At 35.4% G+C, this 16,208-nt stretch carries 16 protein-coding genes and 2 tRNA genes; 7 read left to right on the forward strand and 11 right to left on the reverse strand.

Features of this window, described 5'->3' with window-relative positions:
* Positions 1-48: 48 nt before the first annotated feature.
* A complete protein-coding gene (fabD, locus tag E0W73_RS16200) occupies positions 49-921 on the forward strand; it encodes an ACP S-malonyltransferase (RefSeq protein WP_135223091.1) in 873 nt (290 codons plus the stop codon).
* A gap of 93 nt (positions 922-1,014) precedes the next feature.
* Here fabD and E0W73_RS16205 read toward each other — a convergent pair whose 3' ends face one another.
* The 5 genes from E0W73_RS16205 to E0W73_RS16225 all read right to left on the reverse strand — a co-directional run bounded on the left by E0W73_RS16205 (position 1,015) and on the right by E0W73_RS16225 (position 4,739).
* Positions 1,015-1,332 carry a hypothetical protein gene (locus E0W73_RS16205; protein WP_135223092.1) on the reverse strand — a complete coding sequence of 106 codons (318 nt, stop codon included), beginning with the start codon at positions 1,330-1,332 and terminating at the stop codon, positions 1,015-1,017.
* A complete protein-coding gene (locus tag E0W73_RS16210; RefSeq protein ID WP_135223093.1) occupies positions 1,320-1,514 on the reverse strand; it encodes a hypothetical protein in 195 nt (64 codons plus the stop codon). Before E0W73_RS16210 ends, E0W73_RS16205 begins: the two co-directional genes overlap by 13 nt.
* Positions 1,515-1,566: 52 nt before the next feature.
* Complete coding sequence (locus E0W73_RS16215; RefSeq protein WP_135223094.1) at positions 1,567-2,472, reverse strand: DMT family transporter; 906 nt, start codon at positions 2,470-2,472, stop codon at positions 1,567-1,569.
* A gap of 82 nt (positions 2,473-2,554) precedes the next feature.
* Positions 2,555-3,571, reverse strand: coding sequence for a UDP-glucose 4-epimerase GalE (galE, locus tag E0W73_RS16220; protein WP_135223095.1), 1,017 nt, complete (start codon positions 3,569-3,571; stop codon positions 2,555-2,557).
* Positions 3,572-3,608: 37 nt separating this feature from the next.
* Positions 3,609-4,739 (reverse strand): DegT/DnrJ/EryC1/StrS family aminotransferase, encoded by a 1,131-nt coding sequence (locus E0W73_RS16225; protein WP_135223096.1) that lies wholly within the window; start codon positions 4,737-4,739, stop codon positions 3,609-3,611.
* A gap of 135 nt (positions 4,740-4,874) precedes the next feature.
* Between E0W73_RS16225 and E0W73_RS16230 the strand changes: the two genes are divergently transcribed.
* Both E0W73_RS16230 and E0W73_RS16235 read left to right on the forward strand, forming a co-directional pair.
* A complete protein-coding gene (locus E0W73_RS16230; RefSeq protein WP_135223097.1) occupies positions 4,875-6,104 on the forward strand; it encodes a 3-deoxy-D-manno-octulosonic acid transferase in 1,230 nt (409 codons plus the stop codon).
* A gap of 351 nt (positions 6,105-6,455) precedes the next feature.
* Positions 6,456-6,671: a PG1828 family lipoprotein gene (locus E0W73_RS16235; protein WP_135223098.1), complete on the forward strand. Its 216-nt coding sequence runs from the start codon at positions 6,456-6,458 to the stop codon at positions 6,669-6,671.
* A gap of 122 nt (positions 6,672-6,793) precedes the next feature.
* Here E0W73_RS16235 and E0W73_RS16240 read toward each other — a convergent pair whose 3' ends face one another.
* The 4 genes from E0W73_RS16240 to mutS all read right to left on the reverse strand — a co-directional run bounded on the left by E0W73_RS16240 (position 6,794) and on the right by mutS (position 10,234).
* On the reverse strand, positions 6,794-7,177 hold the full coding sequence (locus E0W73_RS16240) for a YegP family protein (RefSeq protein WP_135223099.1): 384 nt from the start codon (positions 7,175-7,177) through the stop codon (positions 6,794-6,796).
* Positions 7,178-7,293: 116 nt separating this feature from the next.
* Positions 7,294-7,379, reverse strand: a tRNA-Leu gene (locus E0W73_RS16245).
* Positions 7,380-7,393: 14 nt separating this feature from the next.
* Positions 7,394-7,466, reverse strand: a tRNA-Gly gene (locus E0W73_RS16250).
* 161 nt (positions 7,467-7,627) lie between these two features.
* The gene (gene mutS, locus E0W73_RS16255; protein ID WP_162847718.1) at positions 7,628-10,234 is read right to left on the reverse strand and encodes a DNA mismatch repair protein MutS; all 2,607 of its coding nucleotides are present in this window, start codon (positions 10,232-10,234) and stop codon (positions 7,628-7,630) included.
* A gap of 157 nt (positions 10,235-10,391) precedes the next feature.
* On the opposite strand from mutS, the gene E0W73_RS16260 reads away from it, so the two are divergent.
* From E0W73_RS16260 to E0W73_RS16270, 4 genes are all read left to right on the forward strand, one after another.
* On the forward strand, positions 10,392-10,823 hold the full coding sequence (locus tag E0W73_RS16260; protein WP_135223100.1) for a DUF1573 domain-containing protein: 432 nt from the start codon (positions 10,392-10,394) through the stop codon (positions 10,821-10,823).
* Between the two features lie 74 nt (positions 10,824-10,897).
* A complete protein-coding gene (locus E0W73_RS16265) occupies positions 10,898-11,434 on the forward strand; it encodes an RNA methyltransferase (protein ID WP_135223101.1) in 537 nt (178 codons plus the stop codon).
* A gap of 42 nt (positions 11,435-11,476) precedes the next feature.
* Positions 11,477-11,806, forward strand: coding sequence for a hypothetical protein (locus tag E0W73_RS21595; protein WP_244248496.1), 330 nt, complete (start codon positions 11,477-11,479; stop codon positions 11,804-11,806).
* Positions 11,807-11,808: 2 nt separating this feature from the next.
* Positions 11,809-13,668 (forward strand): Ig-like domain-containing protein, encoded by a 1,860-nt coding sequence (locus E0W73_RS16270; RefSeq protein WP_244248497.1) that lies wholly within the window; start codon positions 11,809-11,811, stop codon positions 13,666-13,668.
* A gap of 74 nt (positions 13,669-13,742) precedes the next feature.
* Here E0W73_RS16270 and folK read toward each other — a convergent pair whose 3' ends face one another.
* Both folK and E0W73_RS16280 read right to left on the reverse strand, forming a co-directional pair.
* A complete protein-coding gene (gene folK, locus E0W73_RS16275) occupies positions 13,743-14,876 on the reverse strand; it encodes a 2-amino-4-hydroxy-6-hydroxymethyldihydropteridine diphosphokinase (protein ID WP_135223102.1) in 1,134 nt (377 codons plus the stop codon).
* 57 nt (positions 14,877-14,933) lie between these two features.
* Positions 14,934-16,124 carry a carboxypeptidase-like regulatory domain-containing protein gene (locus E0W73_RS16280; protein ID WP_135223103.1) on the reverse strand — a complete coding sequence of 397 codons (1,191 nt, stop codon included), beginning with the start codon at positions 16,122-16,124 and terminating at the stop codon, positions 14,934-14,936.
* Positions 16,125-16,208 lie beyond the last annotated feature (84 nt).

Genomic DNA, 16,208 nt, shown 5'->3' on the forward strand with positions numbered 1-16,208 from the left:
TGAAACTACTTTTCAATTTCCAAAAAAAGTATAAATAAAATTAGACAAATGAAAGCATACGTATTTCCGGGTCAGGGTGCACAGTTCACAGGAATGGGTAAAGACCTTTATGAAAATTCGGCTTTAGCCAAAGAATTATTCGAAAAAGCCAATGAAATATTAGGTTTTAGAATTACAGATATTATGTTTGAAGGCACTGCCGAAGAACTAAAAGAAACTAAAGTTACGCAGCCAGCAGTATTTTTACACTCTGTTATTTTAGCTAAAACTCTAGAAGATTTCAAACCGGAAATGGTTGCAGGACATTCATTAGGAGAATTTTCAGCTTTGGTTGCTAACGGAACTTTATCTTTTGAGGATGGTCTTAAATTAGTTTCTCAACGTGCTTTAGCAATGCAGAAAGCTTGCGAAATCACTCCATCGACAATGGCCGCTGTTTTAGGTTTAGCGGATAATGTTGTGGAAGAAGTTTGCGCTTCTATTGATGGAGTTGTAGTTGCTGCCAACTATAACTGCCCTGGACAATTGGTAATCTCTGGAGAAACCTCAGCGGTTGAAAAAGCTTGTGAAGCTATGAAAGATGCAGGAGCAAAACGGGCGCTGATTTTACCTGTTGGAGGTGCTTTCCACTCTCCTATGATGGAACCTGCAAGAGAAGAATTGGCTGCGGCGATTGAAGCAACTACTTTCTCTACTCCAATTTGCCCAGTATATCAAAACGTTACTGCAAATGCAGTTTCTGATGCTAACGAAATTAAAAAGAACTTAATCATCCAATTAACTGCTCCTGTAAAATGGACTCAGTCTGTACAGCAAATGATTGCTGACGGTGCTACTTTATTTACTGAAGTTGGTCCAGGAAAAGTTTTAACTGGTTTGATTAATAAAATTGATAAAGAAGCGGCTACGGCTAATGCTTAATTTTTAAGTGTTCAGTGTTCACTTTTTTGGTGTTCAGTTGAAAACTATATATAAAAAATCCTCATATACTTAATAGCTTATGAGGATTTGTTTTTATAACTCTTTTGCTTCTTCGCTGTGATTATTTAAAATTCCCGTAATCAGATAATTTTGATTTCTTTTTTCGAAGAAAATATACCAAGTAGTCCTTGAATTGGATTTATAGAAAATATAATTTGAACCTAGATAACGGAGAAAATCTGGAGTTTTTCTGTGTGGAAAAGTTGATATATTAGATTTAATATAGTCCACTATTTTGTTGGTATAAATCTGAGCTGATTCAACAAAACCAAAATACTCTTCCTCAAAAAGAATAAAAACTAAATTATCAAAATATTCCAGAACTGAATCTGCAAAAATTACTTTTTCCAAGGATAAGCTTTAATACGTTTAGACATTTCAGCTTTAAATTCCTCTGGCGTTAATCCTTTTGCAAACTCGGCATCAAAATCAAAAGTTTCAAAATCTATTCCTTTGAATTTGGGTTTTCGAGTTTCGTATTCTACTCTTGGCTCTTCAACCTTATTCTTTTTATTTTCTTTATCCGAATTCATAATTCCTACATTTTTAATTCTTACAAAATTACAAAATAAAACGAATCAAAATTTATACGGCTTTCTTTTCTTTCTTTTTGTAATTCACAATAAAAACACCAAGAATAATAAGTGCAGTTGCAATAATAAAATCGATTGTAATCACTTCATCTAAAAGCAACCAACCCAAGAAAACAGCAATTATTGTATTGACATACGACAAAATAGAAACCTGTACAGCCGTAACATGTTTCAGCGCATAATTATAACAGAAAAAAGCAATTACCGAACCAAAAACAGAGAGATACAAAGCTGCCGAAATGCTTTTCAGTGTCCATGAGCTAAGATTTGGATTTGGCGAAAAAATAGAAGCCAATACCAACTGGATACAAGATGCTGTAGTAAACTGATAAAATAAGTTAAGTACAATGTTATTTGATTTATTGGTATGTGTTTTGGTATAGATTGTCCCCGCGGCCCAAGACAGAATTGCAAAACCCATAAACATCATTCCGCTTCTGTAATCGGCATCTAAGAATGAGCTTAAACCATCTTTGAAGATAAAAACCACTCCGGAAAATCCGATAATAACACCAATAAATCCTTTTAAACTCATTTTCTGCAATCCGAACAAAATACTGCCTAGAAAAATAAGTATTGGAGATAAGGCGCTAATTACTGAGGCTAATCCGCTTGGCAAGGTTTTCTCGGCAATTGTAGTAAATCCATTCGCAATTACAATCATTAAAATCGAAGGAACAAGCTGGTGCTTAAAATTCTCCCAACCAATCCATTTTAATTCTTTTTTGAATAGTAAAATAATCATCATAATGATGCCCGCCAATCCCTGACGAATTGAAGTTACAAACCAAGGCGGAATAGTCTCAACCGCAACACGTATTCCTAAAAATGTCGTTCCCCAGATTATTCCTACTGCAGAAAGCGCAAAAATCAATTTATAATCTAAACTTTGTCTCATGATAATCAAACAATTAAAAAAGTCCCAAACTATATTGCTATAACTTGGGACTTAAAATCTTTTATAATTTTAATAATAAGAATTATGTACTCCTTACTTTTTGTTCCCATTTCCAGGCACTTGCCATAGCTTCGTCTAAACTTAGTTCAGCTTTCCAACCTAAAACATTATTTGCCTTGTCTGTATTTGCATACGCTTCGGTAATATCACCTTCGCGACGAGGCATCATTTTGTATGGCAGTTTTTTTCCGCTGACTTTTTCAAAACTATGAATGACCTCTAAAACAGAACTTCCTTTTCCTGTTCCTAAATTGAAAGTTTCCACTTTTGCTAAATTCTTCTTATTCAACAAACGTTGTAAAGCAATTACGTGTGCTTTTGCTAAGTCAACAACATGAATATAGTCGCGAACAGCAGTTCCGTCCGGCGTTGGATAATCATTTCCGAAAACCGATAATTCTTGGCGCAAACCTACTCCAGTCTGTGTAATAAACGGAACTAAATTCTGCGGAACTCCCAATGGCAATTCGCCAATTTCTGCAGAAGGATGAGCACCAACTGGGTTAAAATAACGCAATAGAATAGCACTGATATTGGTCACTTTTGAAGTATCTGTAATAATTTCTTCGCCAATTTGTTTGGTATTTCCATAAGGAGACATTGCTGTTTGAACTGGCGCATCTTCTGTAATCGGCATTTTTTCGGCTTGACCGTAAACCGTACAAGAAGAACTGAAGATAAAACTTGCTTCTGGTTTTTGCTGTAATCCTTGTAAAAGATAGACTAAGCTGCCAATATTGTTTTCATAATACAATAACGGATTTTCAACGCTTTCACCTACTGCTTTTGAAGCTGCAAAATGGATAACACCAGTAACATCGTTATGTTTTTTAAAGAAATCCTGAACATCTCTCTTTTCTCTTAAATCGATTTTTTCAAAAAGAGGCTGTTTTCCTGTAATTTTCTCAATTCCTTTTAAAACATTTTCGGACGAATTGGAAAGATCGTCTATCACAACGACTTCAAAGCCTTCATTTTGCAGTTCAACTACCGTATGAGACCCGATAAATCCTAATCCTCCTGTTACTAATACTTTCATTATTTGGTTGTTTTGTGGTTATTTTTTAGCAGATATATTATTTCAAAAATTCAATTACGCTCTCTGTAATGAATTTTATCTGTTCGTCATCAAGTTCTGTATGCATTGGCAAAGCAATTACCTCTTGAACCAATTGATTTGTCACTGGAAATTGCTCTTCTTTATAACGAGAATCTACATAAGCTTTTTGAGAGTGCAACGGAATCGGGTAATAAATTGCACACGGAATTCCTTTATCCAATAAATGCTGCATTAAAGCATTTCTGTCTGCATCGATGATTCTCAGCACATATTGATGAAAAACGTGATCATTTTCGTTTGCATCAAAATCTGGCGTAATGATTTTTGCATTTCCTGCAAAAGCCGCATTGTATTTTGTAGCTGCTAAACGACGTGCTTGATTATATTCGTCTAGGAAAGGCAGTTTTGCATTTAAAACTCCTGCCTGAATACTGTCTAAACGAGAATTTACACCTACAACGTCATGGTGATAACGCTCGTACATTCCGTGATTTACAATTCCGCGGATGATGTGCGCCAATTGATCATCGTTTGTAAAAATTGCTCCTCCGTCTCCATAACAGCCTAAATTTTTTGAAGGGAAAAATGAAGTTGCCGCAACATGACCAATTGTTCCCACTTTAGTTTTTGATCCAGACTTTGAAATATAATCTGCTCCAATTGCCTGCGCATTATCTTCAATTACATACAAATTATGTTCAGCGGCAATTTCCATAATGGCATCCATATTGGCTGCGCGACCAAACAAATGAACCGGAACAATTGCTTTTGTTTTTGGTGTAATAGCTTTTTTTACAGCCTCGATATCGATATTCATATTGTGCAAATCGACATCAACCAATACTGGAGTCAACTGCAATAAAGCAATTACTTCAACAGTCGCTGCAAAAGTAAAATCGGCAGTAATAACTTCGTCACCTGGCTTCAATCCTAATCCCATCATGGCAATCTGCAACGCATCTGTACCGTTTGCACAAGGAATCACATGTTTTGCTCCAAGATAATCTTCAAGATTTTTTTGAAACTGATGAACCAAAGGCCCGTTTATGTAAGTATTGGTATCTAAAACTTCCTGAATTGAAGCGTCTACAGTAGATTTTATTTTTTCGTATTGACTTTTCAAGTCAACCATTTGTATTTTTTTCATTTTTTGCATTTATTTAAATTAAAGACACCGTTTTCAGACAGAAATCTTTAAAAGGAGGAACAAAAATAGTTATTAATAGCTTCAAACCAATGAAAATAGTCGAAAGAAATGTAATTTAGCCACAAAAATTATTACATGCTTTTTTTATATAATCTAACCATATACATCGCAGGATTTTTCTTAAAAATCATAGCGCTATTTAGTCCGAAAATTAAGCTTTTTGTTGAAGGCCGAAAAAATGTTTTTTCAATTTTAGAAGAAAAGATCAAAGCCGGAGATAAGACTATCTGGTTTCACTCTGCCTCGCTTGGGGAATATGAGCAAGGACTTCCGGTCATTGAAAAAGTAAAGCAAAAGTTTCCTTCGCACAAAATCATCTTGACTTTCTTTTCGCCTTCGGGATACGAGGTGCGTAAAAACAATACAGTTGCCGACATCACAATTTATTTACCTCTGGACACTAAAAGCAATGCCAAAAGATTTTTAAAATTAGTTCATCCAGAATCTGTATTTTTCATTAAATATGAATTCTGGCTAAACTATTTAAATGAACTGGAAAAAAACCAAACTCCGACTTACCTGATTTCAGGAATTTTCAGAGATAGTCAAATGTTTTTTAAATGGTATGGCGGATTTTACAGAAAAGCGCTAAAAGCCTTTACCTGCTTTTTTGTACAAAACGAAAGCTCCAAACAAAAAATTGAAGCGATTGGATTTAAAAACGCAATAGTATCAGGAGACACACGTTTTGATCGCGTTGCGGCCATTTTGGAGCGAGACAATTCATTAGATTTTATAGCAAATTTCAAACAAAATCAGCCTCTGATTATCGCAGGAAGTTCCTGGCCAAAAGACGAAGCCCTTTTAGCCGAATATATCAATCAGGCTCCAGAAAATGTAAAATTCATAATTGCGCCTCATAATATCAAAAAGGAGCAAATCGAAAATCTTAAGTCGCAGATTAAACAATCGACAGTGCTGTTTTCTGAAAAAGAGTCATCAGACTTATCACAATACAAAGTTTTGGTTATCGACACGGTTGGCTTATTGACCAAAATCTACAGTTACGGCACCATTGCCTATGTTGGAGGCGGATTTGGAAATCCCGGCATACATAACATCCTTGAACCAGCAGTTTTTGGAATGCCGATTATAATTGGCCCTAATTACTCAAATTTTGCGGAAGCTACTGCACTTGTAAGCCTAGAAGGCTGTTCTGTAATTTCAAACCCTAATGAATTGAAAGCTGTTTTTGACCAACTGCTTGCTAACCAAGAAATTTACGACCAAAAGAGCCAAATCTGCTCTTCCTTTATTCAAAACAATAAAGGAGCCACAGAAACGATTCTAAAAAGTGTTTTTTAACAATTCTAAAACCATAAATCGACTCCAAACTCGCTTTTTTAACACTGATGCTCCACACGACCTACTCAATTTAACATCTTGGCGTTTGCATAAATATCCTTAAAAAAGCAAAAATAACTCAATAAACAGAATTAAAAAGCACAAAAACTTAACAGAATTTTCATTGAAAAATAATTATCACCTTAAATCCAATAATATATTATTTTTAGAAAATTTTGGCATATTTATTGATAAATAAGATAATCGTGAGTAAGGAAAATATTTTAAAAAAAAAGTGAAAAAATATTTTACATATTAAAAAATTTATATCTTTGCCACGAATTAATAATTAACCTTTTATAATAAAGTAAGATGAAAAAAGTATTTTTAAGTTTAGCTGTTGTTGCTGTTTTAACTGTTGTATCTTGTAAAAAAGCTGACGCTGCTGCTGATGCTACTGCTGTAGATTCTACTGCTGTTACTGTTGATTCTGCTGCTACTGTAGTTGATTCTGCTGCTGCAACTGTTGATTCTGCTGCTGCTAAAGTTGACTCTGCTGCTGCTAAAGTAGAAGAAGTAAAAAAATAATTAGAACCTAAGTTCTAACGATTTTAAAACCATCTTTAGAAGATGGTTTTTTTTATGCTTATTTTTAAAAATAAGCACATACAACAAAAAAAAAGCGTCCGTTTTATACCGGACGCTTTTTTTTATTCAGCCGCTTCGTCATCAGCATCACTATTTTCATCATCTCCAAAAATCGGCTCATTTGAAGAGAAATCCAAAATCTCCGCCTTGCAAGCATAAGTGGTAATCTCCTTAATTCCTTTCTGAAGAAGCAATTCTGTGCTGTATTTTCGGCTTGTCGCAAAATGAACACCGTCAAGCATCAACTTAAAAAAATACTTCCCGCCAGAGCCTTTAAATTTCAAAAACTTAGCAAGATCCATCGTCTTTTTAAACCTCTCAATATCCTCTTCACATTCGAATCTCAATTCATAACTCAAACTAGTAAATATCACCTTTCCTTTTCTGGAGGTAAAAACAAACTTATATTCATCATTAAACCTTCTGCTGATTACAAAAGCACCCATTTACAAATTTTAGATTTTAGATTTTAGATTTCTGAGATTCTAATAAATTTACTGAGTAAATTTATCAGTTGCAAGTCTGCAAATAAAAAAAGCCTCTTCAAAAGAAGAGGCTTTTGTACTCAGAGCGGGACTTGAACCCGCACGAACATTGCTGTTCACTGGATTTTAAGTCCAGCGTGTCTACCAATTTCACCATCCGAGCATTATGTGATTTTGAGCGAAAAACGGGGCTCGAACCCGCGACCTCGACCTTGGCAAGGTCGCGCTCTACCAACTGAGCTATTTTCGCATTTCAAATTCTCTAAAGAACCACAACACTCTATTTGTTTCGTATTGCGAGTGCAAATTTAGGACATTTATTCAATTAAACAAGCCTTTTTAGAAAAAAAAATCGACTTATTTTATAACTTTCTGATAACCTAAACTTTAAATTTGAAAAAAAATTGATTTTTATTTCTTGGCAAGCATTCTTTTGATTTCATTAAGTTTCATCAAGGCTTCTACAGGCGTAATGGCATTAATGTCGAGACCTAAAATCTCTTCTTTTATCTCTTCCAACAAAGGATCATCCAAATTAAAGAAACTCATCTGCATTTCGTCATTAGCCGCTTTAATTCCGTTTAACGCGTCCCCTGAATGATTTTTTTCAAGCTTCTTCAGAAGCTTTTGCGCTTTAGAAATAACCAATTGAGGCATTCCGGCCATTTTTGCCACATGAATTCCAAAACTGTGAGCGCTTCCTCCTTGCACCAGCTTTCTCACAAAAAGAACCGTATCTTTCAACTCTTTTACCGCCACATTAAAATTCTGAATTCTAGGCAACGATTCAGTCATTTCATTCAATTCATGATAATGCGTTGCAAAAAGCGTTTTTGCTCTTCCCGGATGCTCATGCAAAAATTCGGCAATCGCCCATGCAATCGAAATTCCATCATAAGTACTTGTTCCTCTTCCAATCTCATCCAGCAAAACCAGACTTCTGTCTGAAATATTATTCAGAATCGAAGCTGTTTCATTCATTTCGACCATAAAAGTAGACTCGCCCATCGAAATATTATCTGAAGCCCCTACTCTAGTAAAAATCTTATCTACAATTCCCATTCTAACGCTTTCTGCCGGAACGAAACTTCCCATTTGAGCCAAAAGAACGATTAGAGCAGTTTGTCTCAAAATAGCCGATTTACCAGACATATTTGGTCCAGTAATCATAATAATCTGTTGCGTTTCTCTATCGAGATAAACATCATTTGCGATATATGGAGTTCCGACTGGCAATTGCTTTTCGATTACAGGATGTCTTCCGTTTTTGATTTCTAATTCAAACGTATCGTCAATTTCTGGGCATACATAGTGATTCTCTACCGCCATCTGCGTAAAAGAACACAAGCAATCGAGCTGCGCAATCAGATACGCATTCATCTGAACTGGTTTTATATAAGTAGCAATCCAAGCCACTAGTTGCTCAAAAAGCTCTGTTTCGATTTTATAAATCTTTTCTTCTGCACCCAGAATCTTGGTTTCGTATTCTTTTAATTCTTCGGTTATATATCGCTCAGCATTCACCAAGGTCTGTTTGCGAATCCATTCTTCTGGAACCTTGTCTTTGTGTGTATTTCGAACTTCGATATAATATCCAAAAACATTATTAAAAGAAATTTTCAATGAAGAAATCCCCGTGCGTTCCGACTCTCTTTTTTCGATTCCTTCCAAAAATTCTTTTCCGGAAGTAGAAATAGCACGCAATTCGTCTAGCTCCTCATTAATGCCTTTTGCAATTGCATTTCCTTTTGAGATCGCTACAGGAGCATCCTGATTTAAGGTTGTTTTTATTTTTTCGCGAAGCAGATCACAAGCGTGCAGACTGTCTCCAATCACTTTCACCGCTTCCTGCGGACTTTGAAGCGCCAGGGTTTTAATCGGAATTATTGCGTCGAGCGATTCTCTCAGGTACACGATTTCACGAGGAGATATTTTGCCCGCAGCAATTTTAGAAATCAAACGCTCCAAATCTGAAATCTGTTTGATTTGATATTGAATGTCTTGCAAAATTTCAGGATTAGATTTCAGATAAGAAACCACCTCGTGCCTGCTTTTTACTTTGTTAGCATCTTTTAAAGGCAATGCCAACCAGCGTTTCAACAGCCTTCCGCCCATTGGCGAAAGCGTTTTATCGATAACATCCAAAAGCGTAACCGCATTTGGATTGTAACTATGATACAGCTCTAAGTTTCGAATCGTAAAACGATCCATCCAAACGTAAGCATCTTCGGCTATACGCTGAATTGTCGTAATATGTTGCACGCGATTATGCTGCGTTTCAGACAAATAATACAAAATTGCACCAGATGCAATAATGCCTTCTTTTAATTCTTCGACACCAAAGCCTTTTAACGAATTGGTTTGAAAATGCTTTGTTAAGGTTTCTAAAGCATAATCTTCTTTATAAATCCAATCTTCTAGATAAAAACTATGAAAATCTTCCCCGAAGGCATCCTTAAAATCATTTTTATTATGTTTCGGAACCAAAACCTCGCTCGGGTTAAAATTCTGGAGCAGCTTATCAATGTACTCCGCATTTCCCTGCGCAGTCAAAAACTCTCCTGTTGAGACATCTAGAAACGAAATTCCGATATTTTTACCAGCAAAATAAACCGATGCCAAAAAGTTATTCGATTTGGACTGCAGTACTTCGTCATTTAAGGAAACACCAGGGGTAACAAGTTCTGTAACGCCTCGTTTCACAATAGTTTTGGTCATTTTTGGATCTTCGAGCTGATCGCAGATTGCTACTCGAAGACCGGCTTTAACCAATTTTGGCAGATAGGTATTAATCGAATGATGAGGAAATCCAGCCAACGCAGTTTCGGTATCAGAACCAGCACCTCTTTTGGTCAGGGTAATCCCTAAAATCTTAGAAGACCTGATAGCGTCTTCTCCAAAAGTTTCATAAAAATCCCCTACTCTGAAAAGCAGACAAGCATCAGGATATTTTCTTTTGATTTCGTTATACTGTTTCATTAAGGGTGTTTCTTTCACCACTTTCTCTTTCGCTGCCAAATTAAGTATGTTTTAAATGAAAAATTAAGACAGCGAATTTAGTTTTTTTTGAAGGAATATGGAAACCGCTCAAAAATTAAAATATTTATGAATTTTTTTACGTTCACATTTAAGATTTTTACATAGCTTTGTTCATCAATAAAAAAGACTCTTAAAGATGAAAAAAATAATTTTATTCGTTATGCTTGCAGTTGCTGGAATTACAGCTACTAATGCACAAACAACAAAAAAAGCTAAAGCTACAAAAGTTGCTAAAGTTGAAGGAGCCGGAATGGTTTTTGAAACTGAAACTATTGACTACGGTACTATTGCACACAATGCTGATGGTAAACGCGAATTTGTTTTTGTAAACAACGGTACAAAACCATTAATCATTACAAGTGCTCAAGGATCTTGCGGATGTACAGTTCCTACTTCTCCAAAAGAGCCAATCGCTCCTGGCGCTAAAGGAGTTATCGGAGTGAAATATGCTACTGATAGAGTTGGTGCTTTTACAAAAACGGTAACAATTACTTCTAATGCAGAAGGACAACCTACAAAAATCCTAACTATTAAAGGAAATGTTTTACCAGATCCTGTAAAAAGCTAATCTGAAAAACATAAGAAATAATCAAAAAGCTTCCTTATCTTTGGAAGCTTTTTTTATGACCTGAATTCTATACAATGAGAAAACTCGAAAACAGCGAACTGGATCGCAAATCAATTGAAGATTTTAAGAAATCTAAAAAAACTCCTTTAATTCTGGTTTTAGACGATATCCGAAGCCTTCATAATATTGGTTCTGTTTTTAGAACCGCTGATGCTTTTCTTATTGAAAAAATAATTCTTTGCGGTATTACAGCAACACCTCCTAATAAAGAAATCCACAAAACGGCGCTTGGCGCCACCGAAACTGTTGCATGGGAACATCATGAAAACGTACTCGAAGTTATCGAAAACCTAAAGAAAGAAAATGTCTTGACTCTTGCGATTGAACAGGTCGAAAGTGCGATTTTTCTTCAGGATTTTAAAACTGAAAAAGATCAAAAATATGCTTTAGTTTTTGGCAACGAAGTGTACGGTGTTTCGCAGGAAGCCGTTGCAATATGCGACGGATGCATTGAAATTCCGCAACTCGGAACAAAACATTCACTTAACATCTCAGTCAGTGCCGGAATTGTAGTCTGGGACTTGTTCCAGAAAATAAATTGGCCTGAATAGAAATTTATTTTTTTATTATTATATAATTGATATTTTTATAAAATGAAAAATATCAATTTAGCAATTATATTGACTTTATCTCTTTTTTTAAGTTTTAATAATTCCTATTCGCGCAAAATAAACGAAGGTTTTAACAAATTACTTAAATTAAAAACAAAAGATGCTTTTAGACCAAATTTAAGGAAAAGCACTAGCAAATCCTTAGCAATAGACCCTCCTAAGCTTACGGCTCGGGGAAATCAATTGTATTGCCCACAGACATCAATTAAGATAGTTACCGATATTAAAATCAGCCACGATGCTGCAGAAAACGGAACTCAGGCAGTTTACATACAGATTTCATCTGGCTATTCTGCCGATTTGAACGATTAGAATTGTCTAATCCTGCATTACATCCCACCATAACTGCGAACTGGGATGCATCAACAGGAAAATTAAGCCTTGTAAGCTCAACTATCGCAGTGAATGAGGTTTCTTATGATGATTTTACAGCCGCTATAAAAGATGTCATATTTACGAATTCTTCTGCTAACGCATCGGGCACAAGGACATTTTCGATTACTATCGGGCAGGCAAATTATTTACCTTCTACAGGTCATTATTATCTATACATTCCAAATGTCGGTGTCACCTGGACAAATGCCAGAGATTTAGCTGCAGCCAGCACTTACTATGGGCTTAAAGGTTATCTAGCCACAATATTATCTGCAGAGGAAGCCAAACTTATTGGAGAACAAGCCTCTGGAACAGGCTGGATTGGTGGCAGTGATGCCGAAACAGAAGGCGTTTGGAAATGGGTTACAGGCCCAGAAGCCGGAACTATTTTCTGGAATGGAAACCAAAATGGCTCTACGCCAAATTTTGCATTTTGGAATTCCGGAGAGCCAAATCAGTTGGGCGATGAAGATTATGCACACATTACCCAACCTGGTGTTGGCATAAAAGGTTCATGGAACGATTTATCCAATACAGGGTCACTAAATCCTGGTGACAATTATCAGCCAAAAGGGTATATTGTCGAGTATGGCGGCATGCCGGGCGAGCCCGCTCTGGAAATCGCAACGAGCACAAAAATCACTATTCCGTCGGCCAATCCAAATACACCAAGACCCATCTGCGATTCGGGAAGTTTTACGTTGACAGCATCAGGAACAACTGGAGCCATATTACGTTGGTTCGATGCTCCAACTGGTGGCAATTTATTAGGCACTGGAGACACCTATAATACGCCAATCATTAGTTCAACCACAATATATTATGTAGATGCAGGCTGCGAAATCAACAGAAAACCTATAACGGCCACAGTAAATACGACCCCAGATAATCCTGTCGCCGCAACACCGATTTCCAGGTGTGGCTCAGGAAGCGTTACGCTTAATGCCTTAACCAATATGGGCATCATAAGCTGGTTCACAAGTGCCACAGGAGGAACAGCTATTTATACTGGAAATAGTTTTACTACACCCTCTCTTTCTTCTAATACAACTTATTACGCAGAAGCCTCAAACAGCGGTTGCGTCAACAACGCAAGAACAGCCGTAAACGTAGTAATTTATAAGCCGCCGACTGTAATGGATGAAAGCGAAATTTTGTGCGAGTCACAATCTATTACTCTTGATGCTGGTGTTTCAGGAATGACTTATCTGTGGTCGAATAGAGAAACCTCCCAAACCACGACAGCAACAACCGCAGGAGTCTATTCTGTTGAAGTTAAAAGTCCAGCACCAGAGAGTTGCAGCAGCATAAAAAAAATAACTGTTATAGAACATATCGCACCAAAAATAGCACGAATTGATGTTGATGGCACTAGCGCTGTTATTCAACCAGAAAAAACACAAGATTATTTTGAATATTCTGTAGACGGCATCTATTTTCAGGATTCTAATTCTTTTCATGATATTCCTGGTGGGTTGCAGACTGCTTACATAAGAGAAAAAAATGGTTGCGGATTAGCCATTAAGCAATTTGTTGTTTTGGTTTTTCCTTCTTTCTTCACTCCAAATAACGACTCTTACAATGATGTTTGGGAAATTACTGGAATGGAAAATTATCCGAAGGCACAAGTCACTATATTTGACCGATATGGAAAATTGATTGTCGAGTTGAGTCAATATAAAATGGCATGGGACGGAACTTTTAACCAAATTCCGCTTCCTGCTTCAGATTATTGGTACGCATTAAAAATCGATGATTCAATGCCTGTATTGCGGGGACATTTTACTTTAAAAAGGTGATTTTTAATGAAGCAATGAGATAATTGCCATTTACTAAATGATACTAGTCGTATAATTAGCTAATTGACATACTATTAGCTTAATTTTTTTCGGATTTCATTCAAGATATAAATATAGTCTTCGTGGTTTTTTACAAAATCACGCTCAGAAACATCAATTATAAGAACATTTAAATTAGTTTGGGATTTTATATACTCTAAATAACCAATATTAATTTTGTCCAAATATTCCGATTCTATATTCTGTTCGTAACTTCTTCCTCTTTTTTTGATGTTTTGCAACAGCCGATCCGTATTTTGATATAAATAAATGTACAAATCCGGTTTTGGCATTTCTTTATAGATAATATCAAATAGATTTCTGTACAAACGATATTCGTCTTCTTGCAAAGTTATCTTAGCAAAAATCAAGGATTTAAAAATATGATAGTCCGCTACAATGAAATCTTTAAACAAGTCAAACTGCGCCAAATCATCAGACAATTGCTGATAGCGATCGGCTAGAAAAGACATTTCGAGCGGAAAAGCATACCTGCCTTGGTCTCTATAAAATTTAGGCAAAAACGGATTATCTGCAAACCGTTCCAAAACTGTTTTGGCATTAAAATCTTCCGCAATTTTATTGACTAAAGTGGTTTTTCCTGCGCCAATGTTCCCCTCAAAAGCAATATAGTTGAAATGGTCTAATGGAATTTCCTTTAAAGGATTTTTCAAGCCCTTAACTGCCGTACAAACACTTTCATCGGGCGAGAGAGCTATGAGTTCTGAAATTGACTTGTTTAAAACCGGATGTCTCCAATCTAATTGTAAATCCAGCATCGGCAATAATACAAAATTGCGATTCTGCATTAGAGGATGAGGAATTTGAAGTTTTTCTGAATCGATAATTTGATTATCAAAAACAATCAAATCGATATCTATAATTCGTGATTGGTATCCTTCCTGATTAGAACGGATTCTGCCCAGTTGTTTTTCAACCTTCAAAACAAGATTAAGCACTTTATGAGCCGCTAAATTGGTATGCATCAAAAGTGCGCAATTGTAAAAAGCATCACTTTCAAAACCCCATGCTGGAGTTTCATAAAGTTCAGAAACCTTAACAACTGTCCCTACTTCTTCATGAATTAAATCGATACATTTTTGGATGTTTTCCAGTCTGTTTCCCTGATTGCTGCCTAACGATAAAACGACTTGATGCTGTGACTTCATAATTAATGCAAATTAACTAAAACTATTTAGAATTAGCTACATTATTTAATTCAGTACTTAGAAGTTTCCAACTATCTCAAAATCTTTTTTATTTTCTTTTTTATCCAAAACCTTTTGCAAAAAATCTTTCAATTCAATTGTTAGCGGCAACTGATTCTGGCTTTTCCAAAATTGCTCTGAATAGGGAAATTTTACTTTAAAAATATCTTTATCCATAGACAAATTAGAGTTTGCTTTTGCCGCAATAAAACTATTGGTTACAAAATATTGAGTAGAATAATCATAAGTTGCCTTTTGCATCTTTTCATTTCCTCTTATTTCAACCTTAACTTCAGAATTGGCATTGTTTAAGTAATATTTTCCAACAGCAGCATTCTTTTTATAATTGGAAGTTCTCTTAAAACTTGTCGTTCTGTATTCTACTTTTCCATCTTTGCTGTAAGGCACTTTTTCTGGATCATCATAAAAATCAAAATAGGTTTCGACTATTGCATAATCTGCTTTATGAATCACAAAATAACCACTGGTCTTCTGAGCCATCGAGTTGGGTTCTTTTTTGAGAAAACTAATTTTAAAATAATCTGCCCCAATATTTTTTTGCTGCGTCAACTCAAATTCCTCAAATTCGATATAAATGAGAGCGTTTAAATCAAATAATTTATCAAAACTTTGAAATTTAAAATATACAAAATCCGATTTTTCAGAAATGCCTACTTTTCTCATATTCAAAACCTCGACTTCAGATTTATTATCCGGCTGGCTTTTTGTTTTAAAAATACTCTTTCTGGAAACCTTTCCGTAAATATCCTGAAGTCTCGCCACTTCATTGTTTTTTTCTAAAATACATCTTAAAAAGAAATTTTCCTGATAAGGCTCTAAAACATAGTTTTCTTTCAACTTAGAATATGCTTTTTTTAGTATCGCAAATTCCTGCCCTACAACTACTTCATCAAGCTCTACTAATTTAGGTTGTAAAAAAATAGTATCTAGATTTTTTAACTGTTGCAAACTTGTTTTTAACTCTTCATAACCAAGGAGACTAAAGCAAACATCTTCTCTATTGGAAATAAAAGAAAAAACACCTTCTTGATTTGTTAATGAATTATCAGTTTCATTATAAACGCTAACATTTTCCAAAGGTCTTTTTGATGATTTATCTACAACAACTTTTGTTATTTGAGTTTTTTGAGCCACAATTAAAAAACTATTAAACAAGAAAAAGAATCCAAAAACTATTATTTTATTCATACTCATGAAATTAAAATCAAATATATAAAAAACTTACATTACGAATATTTATCTTACAAACAAAGGAGTCTAAAAGCCAGGATT

The sequence above is a fragment of the Flavobacterium foetidum genome, assembly GCF_004634245.1.
GTDB lineage: Bacteria > Bacteroidota > Bacteroidia > Flavobacteriales > Flavobacteriaceae > Flavobacterium > Flavobacterium foetidum.

Coding starts and splice junctions, on each gene's coding strand:
- fabD (WP_135223091.1), top strand. CDS start 49: ATGAAAGCATACGTATTTCCGGGTCAGGGTGCACAGTTCACAGGAATG.
- E0W73_RS16210 (WP_135223093.1), bottom strand. CDS start 1,514: ATGAATTCGGATAAAGAAAATAAAAAGAATAAGGTTGAAGAGCCAAGA.
- E0W73_RS16215 (WP_135223094.1), bottom strand. CDS start 2,472: ATGAGACAAAGTTTAGATTATAAATTGATTTTTGCGCTTTCTGCAGTA.
- galE (WP_135223095.1), bottom strand. CDS start 3,571: ATGAAAGTATTAGTAACAGGAGGATTAGGATTTATCGGGTCTCATACG.
- E0W73_RS16225 (WP_135223096.1), bottom strand. CDS start 4,739: ATGAAAAAAATACAAATGGTTGACTTGAAAAGTCAATACGAAAAAATA.
- E0W73_RS16230 (WP_135223097.1), top strand. CDS start 4,875: ATGCTTTTTTTATATAATCTAACCATATACATCGCAGGATTTTTCTTA.
- E0W73_RS16235 (WP_135223098.1), top strand. CDS start 6,456: ATGAAAAAAGTATTTTTAAGTTTAGCTGTTGTTGCTGTTTTAACTGTT.
- E0W73_RS16240 (WP_135223099.1), bottom strand. CDS start 7,177: ATGGGTGCTTTTGTAATCAGCAGAAGGTTTAATGATGAATATAAGTTT.
- E0W73_RS16260 (WP_135223100.1), top strand. CDS start 10,392: ATGAAAAAAATAATTTTATTCGTTATGCTTGCAGTTGCTGGAATTACA.
- E0W73_RS16265 (WP_135223101.1), top strand. CDS start 10,898: ATGAGAAAACTCGAAAACAGCGAACTGGATCGCAAATCAATTGAAGAT.
- E0W73_RS21595 (WP_244248496.1), top strand. CDS start 11,477: ATGAAAAATATCAATTTAGCAATTATATTGACTTTATCTCTTTTTTTA.
- folK (WP_135223102.1), bottom strand. CDS start 14,876: ATGAAGTCACAGCATCAAGTCGTTTTATCGTTAGGCAGCAATCAGGGA.
- E0W73_RS16280 (WP_135223103.1), bottom strand. CDS start 16,124: ATGAATAAAATAATAGTTTTTGGATTCTTTTTCTTGTTTAATAGTTTT.